At 47.6% G+C, this 20,881-nt stretch carries 19 protein-coding genes; 7 read left to right on the forward strand and 12 right to left on the reverse strand.

Going from position 1 to position 20,881, the window contains the following annotated elements:
• Positions 1 to 313 precede the first annotated feature (313 nt).
• Positions 314 to 946, reverse strand: a complete 633-nt coding sequence (locus ABUE30_RS12960; RefSeq protein ID WP_408624216.1) for an NAD-dependent epimerase/dehydratase family protein — start codon at positions 944 to 946, stop codon at positions 314 to 316.
• 385 nt (positions 947 to 1,331) lie between these two features.
• Between ABUE30_RS12960 and ABUE30_RS12965 the strand changes: the two genes are divergently transcribed.
• Positions 1,332 to 2,555 (forward strand): esterase-like activity of phytase family protein, encoded by a 1,224-nt coding sequence (locus tag ABUE30_RS12965; protein WP_408624217.1) that lies wholly within the window; start codon positions 1,332 to 1,334, stop codon positions 2,553 to 2,555.
• 118 nt (positions 2,556 to 2,673) lie between these two features.
• Here ABUE30_RS12965 and ABUE30_RS12970 read toward each other — a convergent pair whose 3' ends face one another.
• On the reverse strand, positions 2,674 to 3,351 hold the full coding sequence (locus ABUE30_RS12970) for a type 1 glutamine amidotransferase domain-containing protein (RefSeq protein ID WP_408624218.1): 678 nt from the start codon (positions 3,349 to 3,351) through the stop codon (positions 2,674 to 2,676).
• Between the two features lie 44 nt (positions 3,352 to 3,395).
• Positions 3,396 to 4,811: a coniferyl aldehyde dehydrogenase gene (locus tag ABUE30_RS12975; RefSeq protein ID WP_408624219.1), complete on the reverse strand. Its 1,416-nt coding sequence runs from the start codon at positions 4,809 to 4,811 to the stop codon at positions 3,396 to 3,398.
• Between the two features lie 131 nt (positions 4,812 to 4,942).
• On the opposite strand from ABUE30_RS12975, the gene ABUE30_RS12980 reads away from it, so the two are divergent.
• The gene (locus ABUE30_RS12980; RefSeq protein WP_408624220.1) at positions 4,943 to 5,854 is read left to right on the forward strand and encodes a LysR family transcriptional regulator; all 912 of its coding nucleotides are present in this window, start codon (positions 4,943 to 4,945) and stop codon (positions 5,852 to 5,854) included.
• Between the two features lie 24 nt (positions 5,855 to 5,878).
• Here the strand turns inward: ABUE30_RS12980 and ABUE30_RS12985 are convergent, their stop codons facing one another.
• On the reverse strand, positions 5,879 to 7,084 hold the full coding sequence (locus tag ABUE30_RS12985) for an MFS transporter (RefSeq protein WP_408624222.1): 1,206 nt from the start codon (positions 7,082 to 7,084) through the stop codon (positions 5,879 to 5,881).
• A gap of 393 nt (positions 7,085 to 7,477) precedes the next feature.
• Here ABUE30_RS12985 and ABUE30_RS12990 point away from each other — a divergent pair, with 393 nt between their 5' ends.
• From ABUE30_RS12990 to ABUE30_RS13000, 3 genes are all read left to right on the forward strand, one after another.
• Entirely contained in the window at positions 7,478 to 8,929 is a 1,452-nt protein-coding gene (locus ABUE30_RS12990; protein ID WP_408624223.1) for an NAD-dependent succinate-semialdehyde dehydrogenase, read from the forward strand.
• Positions 8,930 to 8,955: 26 nt separating this feature from the next.
• Positions 8,956 to 10,233, forward strand: a complete 1,278-nt coding sequence (gene gabT, locus ABUE30_RS12995) for a 4-aminobutyrate--2-oxoglutarate transaminase (RefSeq protein ID WP_408624224.1) — start codon at positions 8,956 to 8,958, stop codon at positions 10,231 to 10,233.
• Between the two features lie 208 nt (positions 10,234 to 10,441).
• Positions 10,442 to 11,791 (forward strand): APC family permease, encoded by a 1,350-nt coding sequence (locus ABUE30_RS13000; protein ID WP_408624225.1) that lies wholly within the window; start codon positions 10,442 to 10,444, stop codon positions 11,789 to 11,791.
• 5 nt (positions 11,792 to 11,796) lie between these two features.
• On the opposite strand, the gene ABUE30_RS13005 is transcribed toward ABUE30_RS13000, so the two are convergent.
• From ABUE30_RS13005 to ABUE30_RS13015, 3 genes are all read right to left on the reverse strand, one after another.
• Complete coding sequence (locus tag ABUE30_RS13005; protein ID WP_408624226.1) at positions 11,797 to 12,765, reverse strand: LysR family transcriptional regulator; 969 nt, start codon at positions 12,763 to 12,765, stop codon at positions 11,797 to 11,799.
• A 206-nt stretch (positions 12,766 to 12,971) separates the two neighbouring features.
• On the reverse strand, positions 12,972 to 13,493 hold the full coding sequence (locus tag ABUE30_RS13010; RefSeq protein WP_408624227.1) for a chromate transporter: 522 nt from the start codon (positions 13,491 to 13,493) through the stop codon (positions 12,972 to 12,974).
• Positions 13,490 to 14,068: a chromate transporter gene (locus tag ABUE30_RS13015; RefSeq protein ID WP_408624228.1), complete on the reverse strand. Its 579-nt coding sequence runs from the start codon at positions 14,066 to 14,068 to the stop codon at positions 13,490 to 13,492. The genes ABUE30_RS13010 and ABUE30_RS13015 overlap by 4 nt, the downstream gene beginning before the upstream one ends.
• 97 nt (positions 14,069 to 14,165) lie before the next feature.
• Here ABUE30_RS13015 and ABUE30_RS13020 point away from each other — a divergent pair, with 97 nt between their 5' ends.
• Positions 14,166 to 15,089: a LysR family transcriptional regulator gene (locus ABUE30_RS13020; RefSeq protein WP_408624229.1), complete on the forward strand. Its 924-nt coding sequence runs from the start codon at positions 14,166 to 14,168 to the stop codon at positions 15,087 to 15,089.
• A 122-nt stretch (positions 15,090 to 15,211) separates the two neighbouring features.
• Here the strand turns inward: ABUE30_RS13020 and ABUE30_RS13025 are convergent, their stop codons facing one another.
• From ABUE30_RS13025 to ABUE30_RS13040, 4 genes are all read right to left on the reverse strand, one after another.
• Positions 15,212 to 16,252, reverse strand: a complete 1,041-nt coding sequence (locus tag ABUE30_RS13025; RefSeq protein WP_408624230.1) for a zinc-dependent alcohol dehydrogenase family protein — start codon at positions 16,250 to 16,252, stop codon at positions 15,212 to 15,214.
• A gap of 483 nt (positions 16,253 to 16,735) precedes the next feature.
• Positions 16,736 to 17,158, reverse strand: a complete 423-nt coding sequence (locus tag ABUE30_RS13030) for a TIGR01244 family sulfur transferase (RefSeq protein WP_408624231.1) — start codon at positions 17,156 to 17,158, stop codon at positions 16,736 to 16,738.
• Between the two features lie 28 nt (positions 17,159 to 17,186).
• The gene (locus tag ABUE30_RS13035; RefSeq protein ID WP_408624233.1) at positions 17,187 to 17,957 is read right to left on the reverse strand and encodes a sulfite exporter TauE/SafE family protein; all 771 of its coding nucleotides are present in this window, start codon (positions 17,955 to 17,957) and stop codon (positions 17,187 to 17,189) included.
• Positions 17,958 to 17,960: 3 nt separating this feature from the next.
• A complete protein-coding gene (locus tag ABUE30_RS13040) occupies positions 17,961 to 18,821 on the reverse strand; it encodes an MBL fold metallo-hydrolase (protein WP_408624234.1) in 861 nt (286 codons plus the stop codon).
• A gap of 201 nt (positions 18,822 to 19,022) precedes the next feature.
• Here ABUE30_RS13040 and ABUE30_RS13045 point away from each other — a divergent pair, with 201 nt between their 5' ends.
• Positions 19,023 to 19,493, forward strand: a complete 471-nt coding sequence (locus tag ABUE30_RS13045; RefSeq protein WP_408624235.1) for a DUF3574 domain-containing protein — start codon at positions 19,023 to 19,025, stop codon at positions 19,491 to 19,493.
• A 73-nt stretch (positions 19,494 to 19,566) separates the two neighbouring features.
• Here ABUE30_RS13045 and ABUE30_RS13050 read toward each other — a convergent pair whose 3' ends face one another.
• The gene (locus ABUE30_RS13050) at positions 19,567 to 20,748 is read right to left on the reverse strand and encodes a NupC/NupG family nucleoside CNT transporter (RefSeq protein ID WP_408624236.1); all 1,182 of its coding nucleotides are present in this window, start codon (positions 20,746 to 20,748) and stop codon (positions 19,567 to 19,569) included.
• Between the last annotated feature and the right edge of the window lie 133 nt (positions 20,749 to 20,881).

Genomic DNA, 20,881 nt, shown 5'->3' on the forward strand with positions numbered 1-20,881 from the left:
AATGCGATCTTTATTTGAATATTTTTCGGCAATGACTTGTTAGCTACTTTACTTTCTCGGTCATCACACCGCATTTGGGTAGAAATAACATGGAGGTATGTCTGGCGATCAATCGAGCCGGTTAGGCGAAGTCTTCAATGCACGTGTTGCCAGATGGCTTTGGTCGAAGCCGTCAGTGGTGGATAAGTTTAGGTAGGACTTAATACTCATAAAGGCGGTTTGTCTGGCGGATAGATAAGTAGTTTGAATCGAGTGAAAAAATATAAGTAAGCGCAATCGTACTATAGTGGCTTTAAAATTTAGCTCGGGTCAGTTAGATGAGCTGTTCGGCGGTGACGATGTTTGTGCCCTGTGGTTGTTCGAGTGCGGCCTCAATCAGAGCCTGAGCAATGCGGGGTGCAGGATTGATGTGCCAGCGCCGTGGGAGTAGCGGCGAGAGTATGTTTAAGACGACGGATAGCGTTTGTTCACCCAAGCGAACTTGCTCGCGCGCACCGCCGATTAAACCGGGACGAATTAGACTGAGTGATGGATAACCCAATTGGGTTAGGTCACGCTCTAGTTCGCCTTTTACTTGGTTATAAAAGATGCGGGCAGTAGGATTAGCCCCGAGTGCTGAGTTAAGAACGTAGGCTGGGGTATGGTGCTGACGAGCCCGTTTTGCGACAGCCAGTGGATAAGCGTAGTCTACGCGTCGGAAAGCCGCTTTTGAACCCGCTATTCGCATCGTGGTACCAAGGGTGCAGATCACTGCATCAGCGTGCCAAAGGCGCGCATCTTCTGGTAGATTCTCAAAATCGACGATTTGAGTGCGTAGTTTGGGATGTTGTATGTTCAGCGCGCGGCGCGTGAGCACGAGCACCTCTTGCACGCGTTGTTCAGCTAGCGCCAGATGCAACACGTGGCTGCCGACTAACCCCGTCGATCCCACCAGCAATAATTTCATTGTGACTCTTCGCCTTAATCTCTAAATGAGCAGCGTTAAACACTCGCCAATGTGTAAAATTGTCATATTTCACTCAGACCGACGGCGGCAAAATTCATACTACAGATGATGGCCTGGGCGATGTCTAAGTGTGTTGTCGTATATCGACATGTTTATTATTTGCCCTCATGCCCGATTTTACAGAGGGACTCGACCCGTTGTCTATCAACGTGATGCGAAAGCGGCGGTTATCTGTTTGAGTGAAGGCAAAGAATAACGGATAGCTTCGCGTTGCTGTCACTCCTCTAGAGATTGTTTATTTGTGACTGTTCAAAAAAACGTCACATTATTGTCAAATGTATTATTGATACTCATAGCAATGGTCATTAATCAGGGATGGTGTTACATGAAAAAATATCGAGTGATGGTGTTAACGGCGACGCTTGCTGTCGCCATACAGGCGCATGCCAATTTGGCTCTTCGTTCGATGTCAATAACCTTGCCAATGGATATGATGAATACTCCACATCCATTGAATCTGTCGGTGGGTATTGGTAGTGGTGCCTATCATCGCAGTGGCGATCCCGATGATGTCATTTACACCATCAGTGATCGGGGGCCTAATATTCCATGTGAAGAGGCGAAGGCATTGATTGGCCGTCCCGTGTGCCCCAATGGAAAAATATTCCCGAATCCCTATTTTGCTCCCTCAATTTATAAGCTCAAGATCACCGCGTCAGGGGTTGAGGTCTTAGCGCGTATCCAAATAAAAACGGCTCAGCAGATCCCTGTTACGGGTATTTCAACGCCTAAAACTGAAGCAGCTTTTGATCTGAATGGTAAAAAGTTGCGCGATGATCCGAATGGGGTTGACTCCGAAGCGTTGGTGCGCACCCAAAGTGGTGATTTCTATGTGGGTGATGAGTATGGGCCGAGCATTTTGCACCTTGCCCGTGATGGCACTATTTTAGCGCGTTGGATCCCTAAGGGCAGCAAGGCGCGGTTTGCTGGGGCTGATTATCCGTTGCGTGAGAAATTGCCGGCGATCTTAGCAAAACGCCATCTCAATCGCGGCATTGAATCAGTCGGTTTGTCGCCCGATGAGCAATTTTTGTATTTTTCGCTGCAAAGCCCACTGGATAACCCCAATAAAGATGCTTATAAAAAATCGCGTAATGTCCGGCTATTTAAGCTCAAACGTACCTCAGGCGATATCCTTGGTGAATATGTGTATCAGCTGGATAAACCCAGCACCTTTGCCAAAGACAATCACAAAAAGCCGCGTAAACAAAGTGATGTAAAAATCAGTGAAATGACCGCCATTGGTCAAGATAAGCTGATTATTTTGGAGCGGATCAGCCAAACGACGAAGTTTTATCAAGTTGACTTGAGCACAACTAAATCGATTACATCGAAGTGGGATAACGCTGCCACACATCCAAGTTTAGAGCAACAAATGGGCGTGCCGATGCTGCGTAAAACGCTGGTATTTAGCACCGATGAGGTGGTTAATGCACCGTCAAAAATCGAAGGAATGGCTTATGTCAATCCTAAGCTCTGGTATCTGAGTACCGATAATGACTTTGGAATCGATGGCCAAGCTAGCCATATTGTTAAAGTGACATTCTGATGATCTGGCCGTATTGCGCTAGTTGCTGGATCGCGTTGCAAGTCGCTTTGACGATCAAACGATGAGGTGTTCACTGCGTAAAAAAGAGCCGCTGAAGAAGCGGCTCTTGGCTGAAGAGTTAAGCAAGCTGCGCGAGCAATGCGTTAGCAACAGCCTCTGAGCTGGCTGGGTTTTGACCGGTGATGAGTTTGCCATCTTCAACGACAAACGATGCCCAGTCAGGTCCTTTTTGATAGTGAGCGCCTAATGCGATGAACTCATCTTCAACCAAAAATGGCACCACATCGGTGAGCTGCACACCCGCTTCTTCACCATTGGTAAAGCCGGTTACCTGACGGCCTTTAACCAGTGGTTGACCATCGATAGTTTTCACATGGCGCAGTACGCCCGGCGCATGGCAGACAAAGGCAATCGGTTTACCGGCGCGCTCAAACGCTTCAATAAGTTGGATGGACTGCTTAGACTCTGCCAAATCCCACAAAGGTCCATGGCCGCCCGGATAAAAGACTGTGTCAAAATCATCTTGGCTGATGGTTTCAAGTTTGACGGTATGAGCCAGTGCTTGTTGCGCGCTTGGGTCAGCTTTAAAACGATGCGTCAGTTCAGTTTGAAAATCGGGCAAATCGCTTTTCGGATCGAGTGGCGGCTGACCCCCTGCTGGGGAGGCTAATACGACCTCAGCACCTGCATCTTTAAATGCATAATAAGGGGCAGCAAACTCTTCTAGCCAAAATCCGGTTTTTTCGCCGGTGTTCCCAAGATCGCTGTGTGAGGTAAGTACCATTAATACGTTCATTGTTGACTCCTGATCATCGCCTGACGGCAATTTTAAATTAAAGATTAACCTTGTAAAAATGCTTCAAGATCAGCTAGCTTTTCTTGATAGGGTGCACGCAGTTTTAAGTTGGATGCGCCATCTTTGCTTTGAACGACGACTGCTTTAGCGTGGGTAAAACGACGGAAGCCATGTACTCCGTGATAAGCTCCGATACCTGAGGCTCCAACGCCACCAAATGGAAGGCTATCAATCATGACATGGGTCATAACATCATTAATCACCAGTGCACCAGATGTTGTTTGCGCCATAAATGCAGCTTGGTTCGTTTTATCGACGCCAAAATAATAAGCGGCAAGTGGCCGAGGATGACTATTAATATAGGCAATCGCTTGTGCACTATCTTGATATGTTTTGATCGGCAGTAACGGGCCGAATAATTCCTCTTGCATCACGCCCATGTCGTCGCTGACATGCAAAATAAGATGCGGGGCTATTTTGCGCGTTATTGCATCATAATCAGCTTCACCGTCAGGGGCGAGGCTGATGACGGTCGCCCCATGTTGCTTCGCTTCTTCAAGCAAACCCACTAACCGCTCATAGTGGTGGGTATTGATAATGGCAGTGTAGTCCGGATTACCTATTATCGTCGGAAAGTGTTCAGCGACGAAAGTTTTGGCGGCATCGATAAATCCTTGGGTTTTATCTTCTGGGAGCAACATATAATCGGGTGATAAGCAGATTTGACCGGCGTTAAAGGTTTTGATTGTCAAAGTTCGCTCAGCTGCTTGCGCAATGTCGGCATCCATGTCGACCATCACGGGTGATTTTCCACCCAGTTCGAGCGTGACTGGAACTAAATTTTCAGCAGCGGCGCGCATCACCTTCTTACCAACAGCCGTGCTACCGGTAAAGACCAAATGATCAAAGGCCAGGGCACTGAACGCCTGTCCGACAAGGGCATCCCCTAACACAACTGTCAATTCGTGAGGATGAAAATAGCGCGCTACTAATTCGGCCAACAATTCGCTGGTGCAGGGGGTGAGTTCAGAAGGTTTTAACATCGCCGTATTACCCGCAGCAAACACCCCAGCTAGTGGGCCGAAGGCCAAGTTAATCGGAAAGTTCCAAGGGCTGATGATCCCGATCACACCTAATGGTTGCTGTTCAATCCAAGCTTTCATACCTGGGACTGGATCGGCAACATGTTCCGGTTGCATCCATATCGCCACATTCTCGGCAGCGTGTTTCAGCAATTGAATGGTCGCGAATAGATCGGCAACCAGTGATTGGTAGCTGCTGCGATGACCAAAGTCAGCGTTGATTGCTTGTACTAACGCTGAATGATTATCGCGAAGCAGTTTAATGCAGCGCTCTAAGCGGTCACGACGAAGTTCTGCGCTGGCCGGTCCGGTGTCAAGGTGCGCCTTTTTCATGGTGTTTAAAATAGTTTGTAATTCATTGTTTGATTGGGTGTACATCGAGTTAATCCCCTCTCGTCACCGACAAATAGTATTGTTGTGTTGTAACTAAGCAAAGTATAGGGGAAGCTGGCATTGCTTGACCAACAAGGTTATTTTGCTAGGGGTATAAATAATTTTATAGGTCACTAATGTCCCTCATTCGATTAAGGACTTTTGTCGAAGTCTACCGGCAACGCTCATTTATCGGTGCTGCCCGTTCTTTAAATTTAACTCAACCGGCCGTGTCACAACATATTGCAGGGTTGGAAGTTGCGATTGGCCGACCGCTGTTTACCCGGCAAAGTCACGGCGTATATCCAACCTTAGCCGCTGACGAGTTAGCCACTGATATCGGCGATAAGTTAGATTTAGCTGAAGTGGCCTTATCTGCAGCAAAAGCTCGTTCATTAGATATGTCTGGGGCTTTGCATTTGATTGGTCATGCCGATTTTATGGCTGAAAGGGTAACGCCTGAACTATTGCCATTGTTAGAAGCTGGCATTCGAGTCAGGATGCATATTGGCGATGGCCCTCTTGTGACACAACTGTTATTAGAAGAACAGTGTGACCTTGGCTTTTCGGTGCATCCGGTGAGTGATCCGCGCTTAAAAAGCGAGGTGGTGTTTCGTGATAGTGTCCTTGCGGTTGCCTCGCCCACGGTCGCAAACAGACTACTGGCTGCCGATGATTTCGCCGCCGCGCTATTGAGCGAGCCGCTGTTGGCCTATAACTTGGAATTGTCACTGATTGAAGATTGGCTGACGTATAATCGTATCAACATTGATCATTTAATGCCCGCCGCAGTGGGTCAAGATTTACGTGCCCAGCGCTCGTTACTCTGTCAAGGATTTGGCTGGTCAATAATGCCTGAATACTTATGTTTGGAGTCGATAGCGACAGGCAAGCTAGTGGCGCTCCCAGCCCCCGTCGCTAACACTCAAGTACTTTATTTTCTGATTTGGTTACCCAGTGCATTACGTCAGCCGCGGATTGCTTATGCTCGGCAAACCTTGATTTGGCAGATGAAACGAGAGCCGATCTTTCGTGGTGATAATGGATAGCGCCAAATCGCTACAGTCTTGCTATCAGAGAGATTGCTCCGCAGCTGATTGTGCAGCTAGGCGTCGAGTCGTCACCACATAGCGAAGCGCAATAAGTGTGGCGATAAACCCCGATGCTGCACCAATCATCAAGCCCCAACGTGGGCCAGCATGATCAATAACCCAGCCAGCAATCGGTGCGCCAATGGGGGTTCCCCCCATTAAAATAGCCATTCGTATGGCCATCACGCGTCCACGAACCGATGATTCAGTCGATAGTTGAATCAGACTATTGTTGGTATTGTTAAAGATCAATGCCGCCATCCCAATTAAAACCAAAATCACGGCAAACCAACGATAGCTTGGTGCCAGCGCCCCAAAGGTACATCCCACGCCAAACAGAGCGGCGCCAATCATCAGTGTACGCATTCGTGGACGCTCTTGGCTGGCGGAAAAAATTGCTCCAGATACGGTGCCAATTGCCATGCACGAGGAAAGAAAGCCATAGCCTTGGGCATCGCTATGAAAAACGGTGACAGCCATAGTTGATATGTAGATAGGAAAGTTTAAACCAAAGGTCCCAATCACAAAGGCCATTGATAAAATGGCACACAGATCGCGGCGTTGATAGACATAGCGAAATCCAGCACTAAAACTGCCTTTGGCGCGCTTGGCGCGGGTCATGGTAAAAAAGCGCTCAGGGCGCATCAGTGACAGCGACAGTAATACGGCCAGAAATGATGCACTATTAAGCAAAAACGCCCAGCCAGTGCCGATGGCTGCAATCAAGATGCCCGTCAATGCTGGGCCAATCATCCTTGCACTGTTAAATGATGTTGAGTTCAGGGCAACTGCGTTGGCTAAGTCGGAATCGCCGACCAAGTCGCCGACAAAGGTTTGGCGCACTGGCGCATCGAAGGCCGCCGCGCAACCGAATAAAAATGCCAGCAGATAGACCTGCCAGAGCGTGACCCACCCGGTGACCGTCAAAACGCCTAATATGAGCGATAACACCCCCATCACAGATTGAGTCACCATCAGTAACTTACGCCGGTCAAAGTAGTCGGCGGCAAAGCCGCTCCACGGTAAAAATAGTAGTTGAGGCCCAAATTGGCAGGCCATCACGATGCCAACGGCCGTCGCATTATGTTGAGTGAGTTGGGTCAGTACCAGCCAATCTTGGGCGGTGCGTTGCATCCATGTGCCAATATTGGAGATCAGCGCACCAACTGCCCAGAGACGATAATTCATGCTATGAAACGAGCGAAAAAAGCGAGAGCGAAACATGGTGGCTACCGTATTGAAAGAGGTGATTGCATGATGCACGTGAGTTGATATGTTATCAGTTGTAGGACTGTGCGCATGATATAACGACACATTACGGCTACATCGTGCATCATACAATGAATAGATATTTACTCATAACTATTTTATATGCAATGAAGATGACACGGGCTAGGCGTTATAAAGTTCTGTGGGCATCAAACTATGCGTTGATAGTGTGTGATTTTTCACCTCTATCTGCGCCTCTAACATCTAATTAACACAACATCTTTTATTCGTTTCACATTGATCATGCAGAGACGCCAAAAGGGCTTCCCATGGTTCAAGGAGATGTTGTCATTCACCGTCTAGGAGATTTGCATGCAGTTATCTGATCCAGCGTTACTTTGCCATCAATCATTTATCGACGGCCAGTGGTGCGACGCGGCCGACGGTCAGCAGTTTACAGTTTTTAATCCGGCGACGGGTGCCGCGCTGATTGATGTTGCTGATTGTGCTCAGATGGAAACCGAACGAGCTATTCGTGCGGCGCAGAGTGCTCTTGATGGGTGGCAAGCACTGACCGCCAAGGCACGGTCCCTCTATCTGCGTCAATGGTTTGAGCTGATTATGGCGAATCAGCAGGATTTAGCCACCCTGATGACCTTAGAACAGGGCAAATCTTTGGCAGAGGCCAAAGGCGAAGTCGCGTATGGCGCCTCCTTTGTGGAATGGTTTGCCGAAGAGGGCAAACGTCAATATGGGGAGGTGATCCCCGCGACTAATGCCAAGCAGAGATTGTTCACCATTCGGCAACCAATTGGGGTGGTCGCGGCTATTACGCCATGGAACTTCCCGATTGCGATGATTACTCGCAAAGCTGCCCCTGCGTTAGCGGCGGGTTGCACCATGGTGATTAAGCCGTCTGAGCAGACGCCACTGTGTGCCCTGGCTTTAGCCCAGCTGGCAAACCGTGCGGGCATTCCAGCTGGGGTGCTCAATGTGGTGGTTGGTACGGATGCTAAGGCGATTGGCGGGGCACTGACGAGCAGTTCGATTGTTCGCAAACTCAGTTTTACTGGCTCAACCCCCGTTGGCAAATTGTTGATGCGCCAGTGCGCTGATACCGTCAAGCGAACCTCGATGGAGCTCGGTGGTAATGCGCCATTTATCGTTTTTGATGATGCTGATCTAGATAAAGCGGTTGAAGGGGTGTTGGCGAGTAAATATCGCAATAGTGGTCAAACCTGTGTGTGTGCCAACCGAATTTTAGTGCAATCAGATGTGTATGACGAATTTTGCGAAAAACTAGTCCAAGCGGTGCAATCATTCAAACTTGGTAATGGGCTTGAGCCTGGAGTGACCATGGGGCCACTGATTAATCAAGCTGCAGTCAACAAAGTTGAGCAATTGGTTGCCCAAGCCATAAGCGCGGGCGCGCAAGTGCGCCTTGGCGGGCAGACGCAAGGGAACAGTTTGTTTTATCAACCGACGGTATTAACCGAAGTAAATGCCGATATGGATATCTTTCATCACGAGATTTTTGGTCCAGTGGCACCATTGATTCGCTTTGACTCGGAACAACAAGCGGTGGAGCTAGCCAATAAAACGCCATTTGGTTTGGCCGCCTATTTTTATGCCCGCGATATGAGTCGGATCTGGCGGGTTAGCGAAGCACTTGAATATGGCATGGTCGGCATTAATGAAGGGCTCATTTCGAATGAAGTTGCGCCGTTTGGTGGGGTCAAAGAATCTGGGGTTGGGCGTGAAGGCTCTCGCCACGGGATCGATGAATACAGTGAAATTAAATATTTATGTATGGGCGTTGGTTAACGCTCGATAATTTGGAGTATCGATTAATGACAAATCAGGAACTGGCACAACGTCGGCAGCAGGCGTTTGCCGCAGGACAAAGCAATGCGTTCGATATTTTTATTGATCGGGCTGAAAACGCGCAATATTGGGATACTGAAGGGAATCGTTATATTGATTTAGGCGCAGGAATTGCGGTGCTTAATACCGGGCATCGTCATCCTAAAGTGCTCGCTGCGGTCAAAGAACAATTGGAACATGTGACCCATACCTGTATGACCGTGACCCCTTATGCTGCAGCGGTGGAATTAGCCGAAAAGCTTAACCAACTGGCGCCTGGTCATAGCACCAAAAAAACTGCGTTGTTTTCCTCGGGCTCTGAGGCAATTGAAAATGCGATCAAAATTGCCCGCCACTATACCAAACGCAGTGGAGTGATTGCCTTTGATGGTGGTTTTCATGGGCGCACCTCGATGGCGATGGCGCTTACTGGCAAAGTGAACCCTTATAAAAAAGGTTTCGGGCCATTTCCTGCAGAAGTTTATCACGTTCCTTATCCGAATGCTTATGTGGGCATTAGCGAGCGCCAAGCGCTCGACGCCATTGAAATGCGCTTTAAAGTAGATATCGAACCAGAGCGTGTTGCCGCCATCGTGGTTGAGCCTGTGCAAGGTGAAGGTGGTTTTTATCGCGCGCCAGTGAGTTTTTTAAAAGCGCTGCGTCAGTTGTGCGATCAGCACGGCATTGTATTGATCATCGATGAAATTCAATCAGGTTTTGCTCGCACCGGTAAATTGTTTGCCTGTGAATATGCAGAGGTTGAACCTGATTTGATGACTATCGCCAAAGGCTTGGGCGGCGGATTTCCTATCTCTGGAGTGGTTGGTAAAGCCGAAATTATGGACTCACCTCAACCAGGCGGATTAGGGGGAACGTATGGCGGTTCACCGATTGCCTGCGCCGCGGCATTAGCGGTGATTGATATCATCGTTGAAGAGCAGTTATGCGCTAAAGCACTTAGCATCGGTGAACAACTTACGGGTCGTTTAAACAATTTGCAGCAATGTTATCCAGCGCTGATTGGTGATGTGCGCCATTTAGGGGCGATGATTGCCTTTGAACTCGTTCATGCCGGCGATGCGCAGCAACCTAACCCTGAACTGACCAAAGCGATTGTGGCTGAATCAGCGAAAAAAGGGTTGATTTTGTTGTCTTGTGGTACGCGAGGCAATGTGATCCGCTTGTTGCCAGCACTCACCGCACAACCAGCAATTTTAGACGAAGCGATGGATATTCTCACTGAAGTGATGGCCTCACTCGTTTAACTATGGCTCAGCTGATGGCTTGGGGATGGCCGTTGTCTGAATACTTCCATGTAGATGCGTTTTGAGAGCAAGCGCATCTATATGGCATCCTCACTAATAAACCATGAAATTATAAAAAAACTAATAATAACAATCCATTATAAAAAATAGATATAAAACATGAATAACAAATCACACAACATCAACAACCAAAATTGGGATATTCGTTATGGAAAATTCAACCGCTTTAAGACGCGTATTGACGCTTCCTCATCTGGTGCTATTTGGTCTGGCCTACATGGCCCCAATGATCGTTTTTGGCATTTATGGATTGGTGGCGCAAACCACTGAGGGCATGAGTACCAGCGCCTATATTGTTGCGCTGATCGCCATGTTGTTTACGGCACTTAGCTATGGACAGATGGTCAAAGCTTTCCCTGTTTCTGGCTCTGCTTATACCTACACCCGCAAAGCACTCAATGGCCATCTGGGTTTTATGGTTGGTTGGGGCACACTGCTTGATTATCTCTTTATCCCCATGGCTATCTGGCTTATTGGTAGCGCGTATTTGAATGCCGCTTTCCCTGCGATTCCTAGTTGGGCATGGGTGTTAGCCTTTATCGTGGTGACAACTTTCTTAAATATTTTGGGGATCAAATACAGCATGAACGTCAACATGTTGTTGATGGGTTTTCAATTGCTAGTGGTCGCCTTATTTATTATTTTGGCGGTGCGCGGGGTGCAGCAGGGGCAAGGATTAGGCACGCTCTTTTCGCTGCAGCCACTGATGAATCACTATGGGCATGCTGGTTCAGCTATCTTGTCAGGAGCGGCGATTGGCTGTTACTCTTTTTTGGGCTTTGACGCGATCACAACCATGACCGAAGAGAGCCAAAATCCGACCAAAACTATTCCGCGGGCGATTATTTTAGTCACCTGTATTGGGGGTGGAATTTTTATTCTGGCCTCTTATGTCACCACCTTGGTACATCCTGATCTGCATTTTAAGGATGTTGATTCAGCCGCCTTTGCAATTGCAAAACAGATTGGCGGCGCACTATTTAGCGCAATTTTCTTGGCCGGGCTGATTGTTGCCCAGTTTTGCTCAGGCATTTCTGCTCAGGCGAGCGCCTCACGCTTGCTCTATGCGATGGGTCGCGATGGGGTGTTGCCAGAGTCGATTTTCGGGCAATTGCATCCGAAATATCAAACGCCAGTAGCCAATATTCTGCTGGTGGCCGTCATCGGCTTGTTGGCGTTAACCATGAATGTTTCAACTTCGACCTCCTTTATCAACTTCGGTGCCTTTATTGCCTTTACCTTGGTGAATGTGTCGGTGATTTTTCACTACTTTATCCATGGTAAACGCCGCGGATTTGCCAGTGTGGTCTACTATTTATTATTCCCAGCTAGTGGTGCAATATGTGACTTTTGGCTGTTGACCAGCTTAGATAGTCATGCCATTGAATTGGGGGTTGTTTGGGCGCTGATTGGTGTGGGCTATCTGGCCTTTATTACCCGCGGATTTCAAAATAGTCCACCAGAGCTTGATGAAACGACTATTGAAGCTCATGCCTAGTCTTTTTATGCAGGGTGCGTTAAGCGCCCTGTTGACTGAGCTGTTTGTGAGCAAAGTCCCTGTTGTTGGAGTAACTGCCAAAACAGTTCGCGGGGTTTATGTGGCTGGGTAGTTTTGCGGCTTATCGCTGCCACGCCCAGATTATAAAAACGCTTCTCTGGTTTGATCACTACCAATTGACCGCTTTGTACCAAATGCTGGGCGTAGCGCTCTGGCAAAAATCCAATATAGTGGCCGGATAAGATCAAACTTAAGCGAATATCATAAAAATAGGCGGTAGCGGCCAAGTTCAGATCAAGCAGTTGCTCATTGACCTGTTGATGGGGTTTTAATCCGGCGTGAGCTGCTGCTGCTTGCTGAATATCCTCATCAGTAATGGTTTCCATTGGGCGCTGTGCGAGTGGGTGTTTGGGGGCGCAATAGAGATAACAGCGATCATGATAAAGCTGTAGATAGCTTAGCCCTTCAAGCTCGCGGTGATAGGGAATAAGGCCAATATCCGCTTCGTCATTGAGAATTTTTCGCTCAATTTCAGCCATTGGGGCCATATCGGTGATTAATTTGACCTCGGGTGCTTGGCTGCAATAGTTGTCGATCATTTCACTAAATTGGCAGCGGGGATCAAGACTAATTCCATCAGAGAGTAATAGTCGCAGACGGCCTGTTAGGCTGCTATTTAAGTTGTTAACAGTGTTGCGAAAATCTTCCAATGAATCGAGCAGTTTTTGCGTCATTTGATAGATGATAGTGCCTTCATCAGTCAGTGCAAAACCGCTACGGCCCCGTCGACACAAGGTTAAATTGAGCCGTGATTCTAAGTTGGATATATGCAAACTAATCGTGGAGCGACCGATATTAAGCTGGGTTTCAGATGCTGAAAAACCGCCACATTCAACCACCGTTTTAAACACTCTCAGCTGTTTTAATTCGTAATCACTGATTTGGCCAAGGGTGTAGTGAATTGATTTGCTCATGTTGCAATGAAACTCCCTCGTTTAGGTGGCAAGATTGAATGGATTAGTGCTTAAAATAGGATAAAGAACAGCTAAGATACCACTGTTATACGGATGTTAGCGATGTTTACCTAATCAAGCTGCGCATCCTCTCGCAAATTGCGCATCAATCCATTTGAGCCAAGTGTCACTTTGCTCGCACCCGTAACGATCGCGCATCACTCTCGTTATGACAAGCACAATACCCCAGCCATCGAACCACCTGCGAGTAGCCACAGGGGATGCATTTGATAGCGATAGCTTAGCTTTGTCACCAGCATCATAATGATAATCAGTTGCCAGTGACTGGCGTTGGGTTTTGCAATCAAAATGGCACTTGCGAACACCAATCCCACGGTTACTGGCTTTAGAGCCTGTTGCAGGCGCGTCCGCCAAGGGGCATATTGAAAGCGCTGCCAGAAATGTTGCGTCAGTAAGGTCAGGCATGAGGATGGGATAAATTTGGCCGCAGATGTAACCATTAAGCCTTTGATTCCAGCTACTTGCCAACCAATCAAAGGGACTATCATCATATTCGGGCCCGGAGCCGCTTGCGCCATTGCAAACAGAGTAGAAAACTGCTGGGCAGTTAGCCAGTGATGTACCTGCACCACTTGATGTTGCATCTCTGGTAAAATGGTATTGCCGCCGCCAAATGCCATTAATGAGAGCTGTGCAAACACTAACGCTAAGCTAATCATGAGTATCATCGATAGTCACCTCGTTGCATCCATACATTAAAGCTTACTAAGCTGACCAGCGTCGCGAATAGTGGCAGGTGGACGAAGACCATGAACAGAATAGTTAAGACGATACTTACGAGAGCTCGGGTATTGCCGATAAAAGGCTTGAACATTTTTAAAGCGGTGGTGATCAATAGCCCCGTCGCGGCTGCCATCAAGCCGAGAAAAAGATGCTGGATAGCGGTGTTGCCTTGATAATGCATATAGATATAGCTTAATGCGATAACGACGATAGTTGGTACCAGTAATAGCCCTAATAACGCCCCAATCGCGCCGCGGATACCACGAAATTGCGCGCCGACAGCGACGGCTAAATTGATGATATTGCCACCGGGTAAGAACTGGCAAAGGCCTAATAGTTCGGTGAACTGGGTGTCAGTTAACCACCTTCGTCGTTCAACGAGCATGCGATGGGCCAGCGGTAATACCCCGCCGAAACCTATCATTCCCAGCATCATAAAGCCGATAAATAAAGCTCGGCAGTTGGGGGGATTGGGTTGTGCCTTGGATGTGCTCGTTTGCTCTAAAGTGTGTGTGCCCATTGTACTCGTTTCCTCAAATGGTAGTTGTCACACCATGGCGCAAAAGCTGCTATATTGTCTAATGCATTCTAATGGCCATATCTATAACAAAAATGTTATGAATCAACTTAAACTACGCCACCTACACGCTTTTGTGACGGTGGTCGATGCGGGGAATATGAGCCGCGCCGCTGAGCAATTGTTTATGCAGCAACCCTCCTTGTCACGGCTGTTGCAAAGCTTAGAGAAGGTTTTTGATACCCCTTTATTGACGCGTTTACCGCGCGGCGTTGAGGCGACCGCCGCAGGCCTTGCTTTATATGAACAAGCACAGATTATTTTAAGTAAGGTGGCGAAACTCCCCAGCACCGTGCAACACGCGGCCTCGGGACTTAGTGGTGAGTTGGCGGTGGGGTTTACCAGTTCAGCTGCATTGGCTGTGCCTGTGATGGCGCTGTTAAATCACTATCGAGAACAGTTTGCGAACGTACAGATGCGACTTGAAGAAGCCGGTAGTGGCGAGTTAGTTAGTAGCTTGTTAACTGAGCAGCTTGACGCGGCTTTTATTCGCAGCGTTTCCCCTAGTAATAGTGAGCGGCTTACCTTGTTTCCAGTGAGCCAAGAATCGATGTTGGTGGCTCTGCCCGCACGCCATCATTTAGCCCACCTGAATACGCCTATGGCGCTTGGTGAATTAGCCCAAGAGCCTTTTGTCTTGTATCGGCGTCCATCGGGGCCAGGATTATATGACAGTATTCTAGCGGCTTGCTATCAGGCTGGATTTAGCCCCGAGATTGTTCAAGAGGCGCCGCGTTTGACCACCATGATGAGTTTAGTGGCCGCAGGTCTTGGCGTCTCGATTGTGCCACAGTCGCTGAAACGCTTAGAGGCTATTGGTGTTGTCTACCGCCCATTGGATGCGCAAGTGCCGCTATTCGCCTCTATCTGGTTAGCAGTGCGTGCGGGCAGCCGCTCTCCACGTCTTGAGAATTTGTGTCGAATGCTTAAGCCAGTGAGCCTTGATGATTGGCCGAATGGCTAAATTTAAATTGGATTGGTTGCAGAGACGCTTGCGCTTTTTTTACCGAGCAATGCACGTGAATATGCGTAACGCGGCGACTTTGTGGGTCGCCGCTAGCAAAGCGCAAGATAAACAAAAAGATCTTACTTCGCTTCAATCACTACTTTCATCGCTTTTTCTTGAGCTGCGTTCGTAAAGACTTTATAGGCGGTCAAAAATTCATCAAAGGTGAAGGTGTGTGTGACCAGTTTACTGGCTTCAACCCGTTGGGTCGCAAGAGATTTAAGTAGCATTGGGGTACTGATAGCATTGACTAAACCGGTGGTGATCGTGACATTTTTGATCCACAAATCTTGCAACTGCAGATCGACCGATTGTCCATGGACCCCGACGTTGGCCAGATGGCCACCTTTGCTGACAATCTGTTGGCAAATATCAAAGGTTTTGGATACACCCACGCACTCTACCGCTACATCAACACCATCACCATGGGTGAGTTGTCCGATCACCTGATTAACATCCTCGCGTAGTGGGTTAATGGTATGACTAGCGCCAAATCGTTTGGCAACCTCTAGACGGTTATCATCGACATCAATCATGATAATTTGTGCAGGTGAGTAGAATTGACTGGTCATCATCGCCGCCATCCCTACGGGGCCTGCTCCGACAAAGGCGACCGAGTCGCCCGGTTTCACTTGACCGTTGAGCACTCCAATTTCAAAGCCCGTGGGCAGGATATCACTGAGCATCAATGCCGATTCATCATCGACCCCATCAGGGATTAAATAGAGGCTATTATCGGCGTGCGGAATACGCACATATTCAGCTTGAGTGCCATCAATGAGATGGCCTAAGATCCAGCCGCCATCTTCACAGTGAGCGGGTAGTGCACGTTTACAGTAGCGACAACTGCCGCAGGAGGTAATACACGAAATAATGACTTTGTCACCTGGTTTAAAATGGCTTACCGAATCACCGACCGATTCAATGATCCCAATGCCTTCATGACCTAAAATGCGTCCATTGGTTACTTCGGGAACATCGCCTTTGATGATGTGTAGATCGGTGCCACAGATGGTGGTTTTAGTGACTTTGACGATGGCATCGGTGGGAAATTGGCGCTGTGGCTTATCGACTTCTTCGTAGCCAATTTGACCCGGACCGTGATAAATGACAGCTTTCATAACCTACTCCTTGATGAGAGGATTGTTAGAGTTGCTTTGGCCTGTACATGGCTACGCGGATCAGCCTGTATGGCTCTATCAGCATACGAGGAAGATGGGATTTCGGCCGAGAGATTGGTCGCATTTCAATCAATTTTCAGCTAGATCCTCTCTCCTTAGCGTGAGGGCGTATAGGCGGTGGTGAGAGGTTTAAGATGCTGGTTCTTTTTTAGGTGTGCTGAACCCGCCGATGATAAGTGACCCCACATTTTGTGAGGCGGTATTGACCTCATCGTGAAGAATAAGGCTCGTTTACACCATGGCCTAGTGCTAGTTAAGCATGCTTTCAGCAAGCTAAAGGGCATTTGACAATAATGTAAGTTTGGCGGCGATCGCCCAATGGGCTTAGTCATAATAACCATCATCGCAAGTTGGCGCTGTTGATAGATGACTCAGATTATTGCAAAGAGCGTTTTGCATCTCACCTGAGCATCATTAATGCCGCTAATCGAGGGTATGCGCTTGCTCAATATAACAGCTATTCAAAGAATAGCCCTGCGCTTCAACGCAGGCGCGGATCTCTTCTGCGCTGCGATGCGCTGTATTAGCCAGTGCCCAAGCAATCGCCGAGCGAGTACCACTGCGACAAAAGGCTAGAATAGGTAATTCGGTTTCGGCAATCGTTGCTGCGAGCTGTCTACCATCGGCTTGTTGTATTTGACCGTTTTGTAAGGGGAGATAGATAAATGTTAGCCCGAGCTCTTCTGCCAACTGTGCAAGTTGCTGTTGGCTTGGTTGTTCGTGATGTTCGCCATCGGGACGATTACAAATAATAGTTTTAAACCCCAATTGGGCAATATCGTGCAAATCAGTATGCTCAATCTGTGGGCTGACGGCAAAGTTTGGTTCTAGATAATGAATTTTCATGATAAAAAGCACCTATATAAATAACAAATCAATGAGCATACGCGTTGGCTGAATGGTACAAAATGTACCCGCCCATCAGCACCAGCATGATGGCAAAGATACGTCGGAGTAATGTTTGTGGCAGTTTAATCGCCCATTTTGAACCAATCCAACTTCCCACAATCCCCAACACACTCACGAGTACAATGAGCGGCCAATTGAAGTGTAGTCCTTGGTTATGTAGGAGTTGAAAATACTTAAAAAAGCCAATCAGGGCATTAGAGCAGATGATCACCAAGCTCGAAGCCACTGCTTGGGTCATTTCGATACGGGCGAGCAGTAATAGGGCTGGGACGATTAAAAAACCGCCACCAACACCGACGAGCCCTGTGACGATGCCCACCAAAAAACCGCCACCCAGTAGCCGATACCATTGCAGAGGGGCCGTCGAGTGGGGGGCTGGGCGGCGAATCATAAAAAAGGCCGCTGAGATCATGACGATGGCAAACAGTACCAGCTGTATTGTGCCGCTGATCCAATGGGAGGCATACGCGCCTAGATAGGTACCGAACATGCCTGGCATCCCAAATCCAAAGACCACTTTCCATTGCACTTTTTGGGCACGAATATAAGGCATTGCACCTACGAAACTGATGCAAGCGACGATGATCAACGCCGATGCGATCGCCATTTTTTCAGATAACCCGCACAAATAGATCAGTACTGGGATGGTCAAGATAGAGCCACCTGAGCCAAGCAGGCCCAGGCTTAAGCCAATGGCCAATGCAGCAGGCCATGCAATGAGGGGAAGCGTCAGCATCGATTACAACCTATTTAATGGAAACTTGAGATATTGGATGCCGTTATCTTCGGCAGGGGGGAGTTCCCCGGCGCGCATGTTGACTTGAATGGATGGCATGATCAGCTCTGGTAACGTCAATGTTTCATCTCGTTGCTGACGAAAGGTAACAAAGGTGTCTTTTGACGTGTCAGCTTGAATATGGATATTGTGTTGTTTTTGTGCGCCAATGGTTGTTTCCCATGTAAATTGCTCACGGCCTTCAGGGAGATAGTCATGGCACAGGAAAACTCGGGTGTCGTCGCTCAGTTGATAAAGCCGCTGAATCGACTGATACAGATCGCTGGCATCGCCTCCTGGAAAATCGCAGCGGGCTGTGCCGTAGTCGGGCATAAACAAGGTATCGCCCACAAATACGGCATCATCAATCGTGTAGCTAACGCAAGCTGGGGTGTGGCCGGGCGTATGGATCACTGTAAAGTTAAAATCACCTAATGGAAAGGTGTCACCATCGGCAAATAAATGGTCAAACTGCTGCCCGTCGGTGTGAAATTCATCGCCTGCATTAAACAGTCCTTTGAATATTTCTTGCACTTGTGTCACTTGATTGCCAATCCCAATTTGCCCTCCGAGTTGTGATTTAATATAACTGGCAGCTGTGAGATGATCGGCATGTACGTGGGTTTCTAGAATCCACTGTACGGCTAATTGCTGGGTCTGAACAAAATGGATGATCTTATCGGCTTGCTGGGTATGGGTATGCCACGCTAGCGGATCTAAATCCAATACCGGATCGATAATCGCACAGTGACCGGATTGTTGGCAGTAAACCACATGACTGGCAGTGTGGGTAGAGTGGTCAAACAATGAATGAATTTTTAACATGATATAGCCCTCATACTCATCGGTGAACATGTATATTAGTATATACTAATATAGAAGATCTTGCTCAGTATTTTTGTGATGGTGACGACAGCTTTAATCTAAACTTGATCGATTATCTTATGGGTAAGTAGTCCGCAATTACTTCTCTTTTGGATAGAGTTTAGTAAGATATCGCTTTCCCCCTCAATTTATGGATTTTTTATGTTAAAAACATTGACGTTAGGCCGCGCATCATTGACTGCAGGCGCACTAGTACTGACGTTAGCTCTAGCCGGTTGCGCTGCTCCTAATACCCAGCTGCAAGCTAAAAACAGCCCAGAAAAGGTCTGTCAAGCAGGTGATTTAATGGCTAAAACAACTCTTTACTATGGTTTGACTCGTTATCAGGGTAAAAAAGTAGTTGATATCACTAAGGCGCAATGGGAAAACTATGTTGATAAAGAAGTTACGCCGCGTTTTCGTGATGGTTTAACTATCTTTAATGCGCAAGGTCAGTGGTTAGGCAAAGACGGTCAGGTGACCAAAGAGCCAAGTCGTGCGTTAATGGTGATTTATCCGGCTAACGATAAGGCGAGCAGTGAGAAAATCCAAGAGTTACGTCAGATCTACATGAAACGGTTCAATCAAGAATCAGTGATGCGTGTTGATTCAACCAAGTGTGTTTCATTCTAAGTGGTCATTTCGCTAAGATCGACAAAAAAAGGCCAGCTGTTGCTGGCCTTTTTTGTACTGCATAGCACGTGTATTAGAGCACGAGTCCAACGACGGCAGCAGAAAGTAAGCTGACTAACGTTGCGCCATAAACTAAGCGAAAACCAAAGCGAGCAACCACATTGCCTTGTGGTTCGCTGACCCCTTTAATGGCCCCAGCAACGATGCCAATAGAAGCAAAGTTGGCAAATGACACCAAAAATACCGACAAGATGCCAAGCCCGCGCGGGGTAAATTGCGCAGTGATTTTTTGCAGCTCCAGCATTGCCACAAATTCGTTAGAAACCAATTTAGTCGCCATGATCGATCCGGCATGTAGTGCATCCACTGAAGGGATCCCAATCACCCATGCTAGTGGATAAAACACATAGCCTAGAAGCTGCTGGAAGCTTAACCCTAATACCGCTGAGAATAGGGCATTTAATGCCGCAATTAATGCGATAAAACCAATCAACATTGCTGCTACGATCATTGCAACTCGAAAACCGGCTAGAACGTAATCGCCGAGCATTTCAAAAAAGCTTTGTTTTTCGTGCAATTCTTGCAGCTCAATTTCTGGTTCATCCCCAGGGCGGTAGGGGTTAATCAGTGATAAAATGACAAAGGTACTGAACATATTCAAGATGATGGCAACCACCACATAACGCGGTTGGATCATTGACATGTAAGCACCGACAATCGACATTGACACCGTTGACATTGCCGTTGCGGCCATGGTGTACATTCGCCGTGGTGATTGCTGTCCCAAGATCCCTTTATAGGCAATAAAGTTTTCTGATTGGCCGAGTAGCAGTGAGCTGACCGCGTTGAAAGATTCCAGTTTTCCCATCCCGTTGACTTTGGATAACAAGGTTCCAATGATACGGATGAGCCAAGGCAGAATACGGAAGTGTTGTAAGATCCCAATGAGCATCGAGATAAAGATGATTGGACAAAGCACGTTCAAGAAGACAAACGCCAGACCTTGTTTACTCATATTACCAAAGACAAAATCGGTTCCTTGAGCAGCAAATCCCATTAACTCATCAAACAAACCTGCGAATGATTTAACAATCGAAAGTCCAGCTTGTGAGTTTAACAACAACCAAGCGATCGCAATTTCAATCACTAGTAGTTGAACGATGTAGCGTAATCGAATTTGTTTTCGTTCGTAACTAACCACTACCGCGAGGCCAAAAATGACCACGAGGGCGAGCAAAAAATGCAGTAAATGCATAGTGTATATTCCGTTATGACTAAGAAGCGCGGCAAGTCTACCATAATTTAACTATGGGTAAATACTCACCAGTTTGAGTATTATCGCGACATGTTAATAACAATTTTCTGTTTAATATCGACCAGATGCAATT

Source organism: Celerinatantimonas yamalensis, from assembly GCF_046054155.1.
Lineage (GTDB): Bacteria > Pseudomonadota > Gammaproteobacteria > Enterobacterales > Celerinatantimonadaceae > Celerinatantimonas > Celerinatantimonas yamalensis.

Bases quoted from the DNA above. Each gene is read 5' to 3' on its own strand.
- ABUE30_RS12970 (WP_408624218.1), bottom strand. From the start codon at position 3,351: ATGAACGTATTAATGGTACTTACCTCACACAGCGATCTTGGGAACACC.
- ABUE30_RS12965 (WP_408624217.1), top strand. From the start codon at position 1,332: ATGAAAAAATATCGAGTGATGGTGTTAACGGCGACGCTTGCTGTCGCC.
- ABUE30_RS12975 (WP_408624219.1), bottom strand. From the start codon at position 4,811: ATGTACACCCAATCAAACAATGAATTACAAACTATTTTAAACACCATG.
- gabT (WP_408624224.1), top strand. From the start codon at position 8,956: ATGACAAATCAGGAACTGGCACAACGTCGGCAGCAGGCGTTTGCCGCA.
- ABUE30_RS12985 (WP_408624222.1), bottom strand. From the start codon at position 7,084: ATGAATTATCGTCTCTGGGCAGTTGGTGCGCTGATCTCCAATATTGGC.
- ABUE30_RS13040 (WP_408624234.1), bottom strand. From the start codon at position 18,821: ATGTTAAAAATTCATTCATTGTTTGACCACTCTACCCACACTGCCAGT.
- ABUE30_RS13025 (WP_408624230.1), bottom strand. From the start codon at position 16,252: ATGAAAGCTGTCATTTATCACGGTCCGGGTCAAATTGGCTACGAAGAA.
- ABUE30_RS13005 (WP_408624226.1), bottom strand. From the start codon at position 12,765: ATGAGCAAATCAATTCACTACACCCTTGGCCAAATCAGTGATTACGAA.
- ABUE30_RS13010 (WP_408624227.1), bottom strand. From the start codon at position 13,493: ATGATACTCATGATTAGCTTAGCGTTAGTGTTTGCACAGCTCTCATTA.
- ABUE30_RS12960 (WP_408624216.1), bottom strand. From the start codon at position 946: ATGAAATTATTGCTGGTGGGATCGACGGGGTTAGTCGGCAGCCACGTG.
- ABUE30_RS13000 (WP_408624225.1), top strand. From the start codon at position 10,442: ATGGAAAATTCAACCGCTTTAAGACGCGTATTGACGCTTCCTCATCTG.
- ABUE30_RS12990 (WP_408624223.1), top strand. From the start codon at position 7,478: ATGCAGTTATCTGATCCAGCGTTACTTTGCCATCAATCATTTATCGAC.
- ABUE30_RS13035 (WP_408624233.1), bottom strand. From the start codon at position 17,957: ATGCTGACGCTTCCCCTCATTGCATGGCCTGCTGCATTGGCCATTGGC.
- ABUE30_RS12980 (WP_408624220.1), top strand. From the start codon at position 4,943: ATGTCCCTCATTCGATTAAGGACTTTTGTCGAAGTCTACCGGCAACGC.
- ABUE30_RS13050 (WP_408624236.1), bottom strand. From the start codon at position 20,748: ATGCATTTACTGCATTTTTTGCTCGCCCTCGTGGTCATTTTTGGCCTC.
- ABUE30_RS13015 (WP_408624228.1), bottom strand. From the start codon at position 14,068: ATGGGCACACACACTTTAGAGCAAACGAGCACATCCAAGGCACAACCC.
- ABUE30_RS13045 (WP_408624235.1), top strand. From the start codon at position 19,023: ATGTTAAAAACATTGACGTTAGGCCGCGCATCATTGACTGCAGGCGCA.
- ABUE30_RS13030 (WP_408624231.1), bottom strand. From the start codon at position 17,158: ATGAAAATTCATTATCTAGAACCAAACTTTGCCGTCAGCCCACAGATT.
- ABUE30_RS13020 (WP_408624229.1), top strand. From the start codon at position 14,166: ATGAATCAACTTAAACTACGCCACCTACACGCTTTTGTGACGGTGGTC.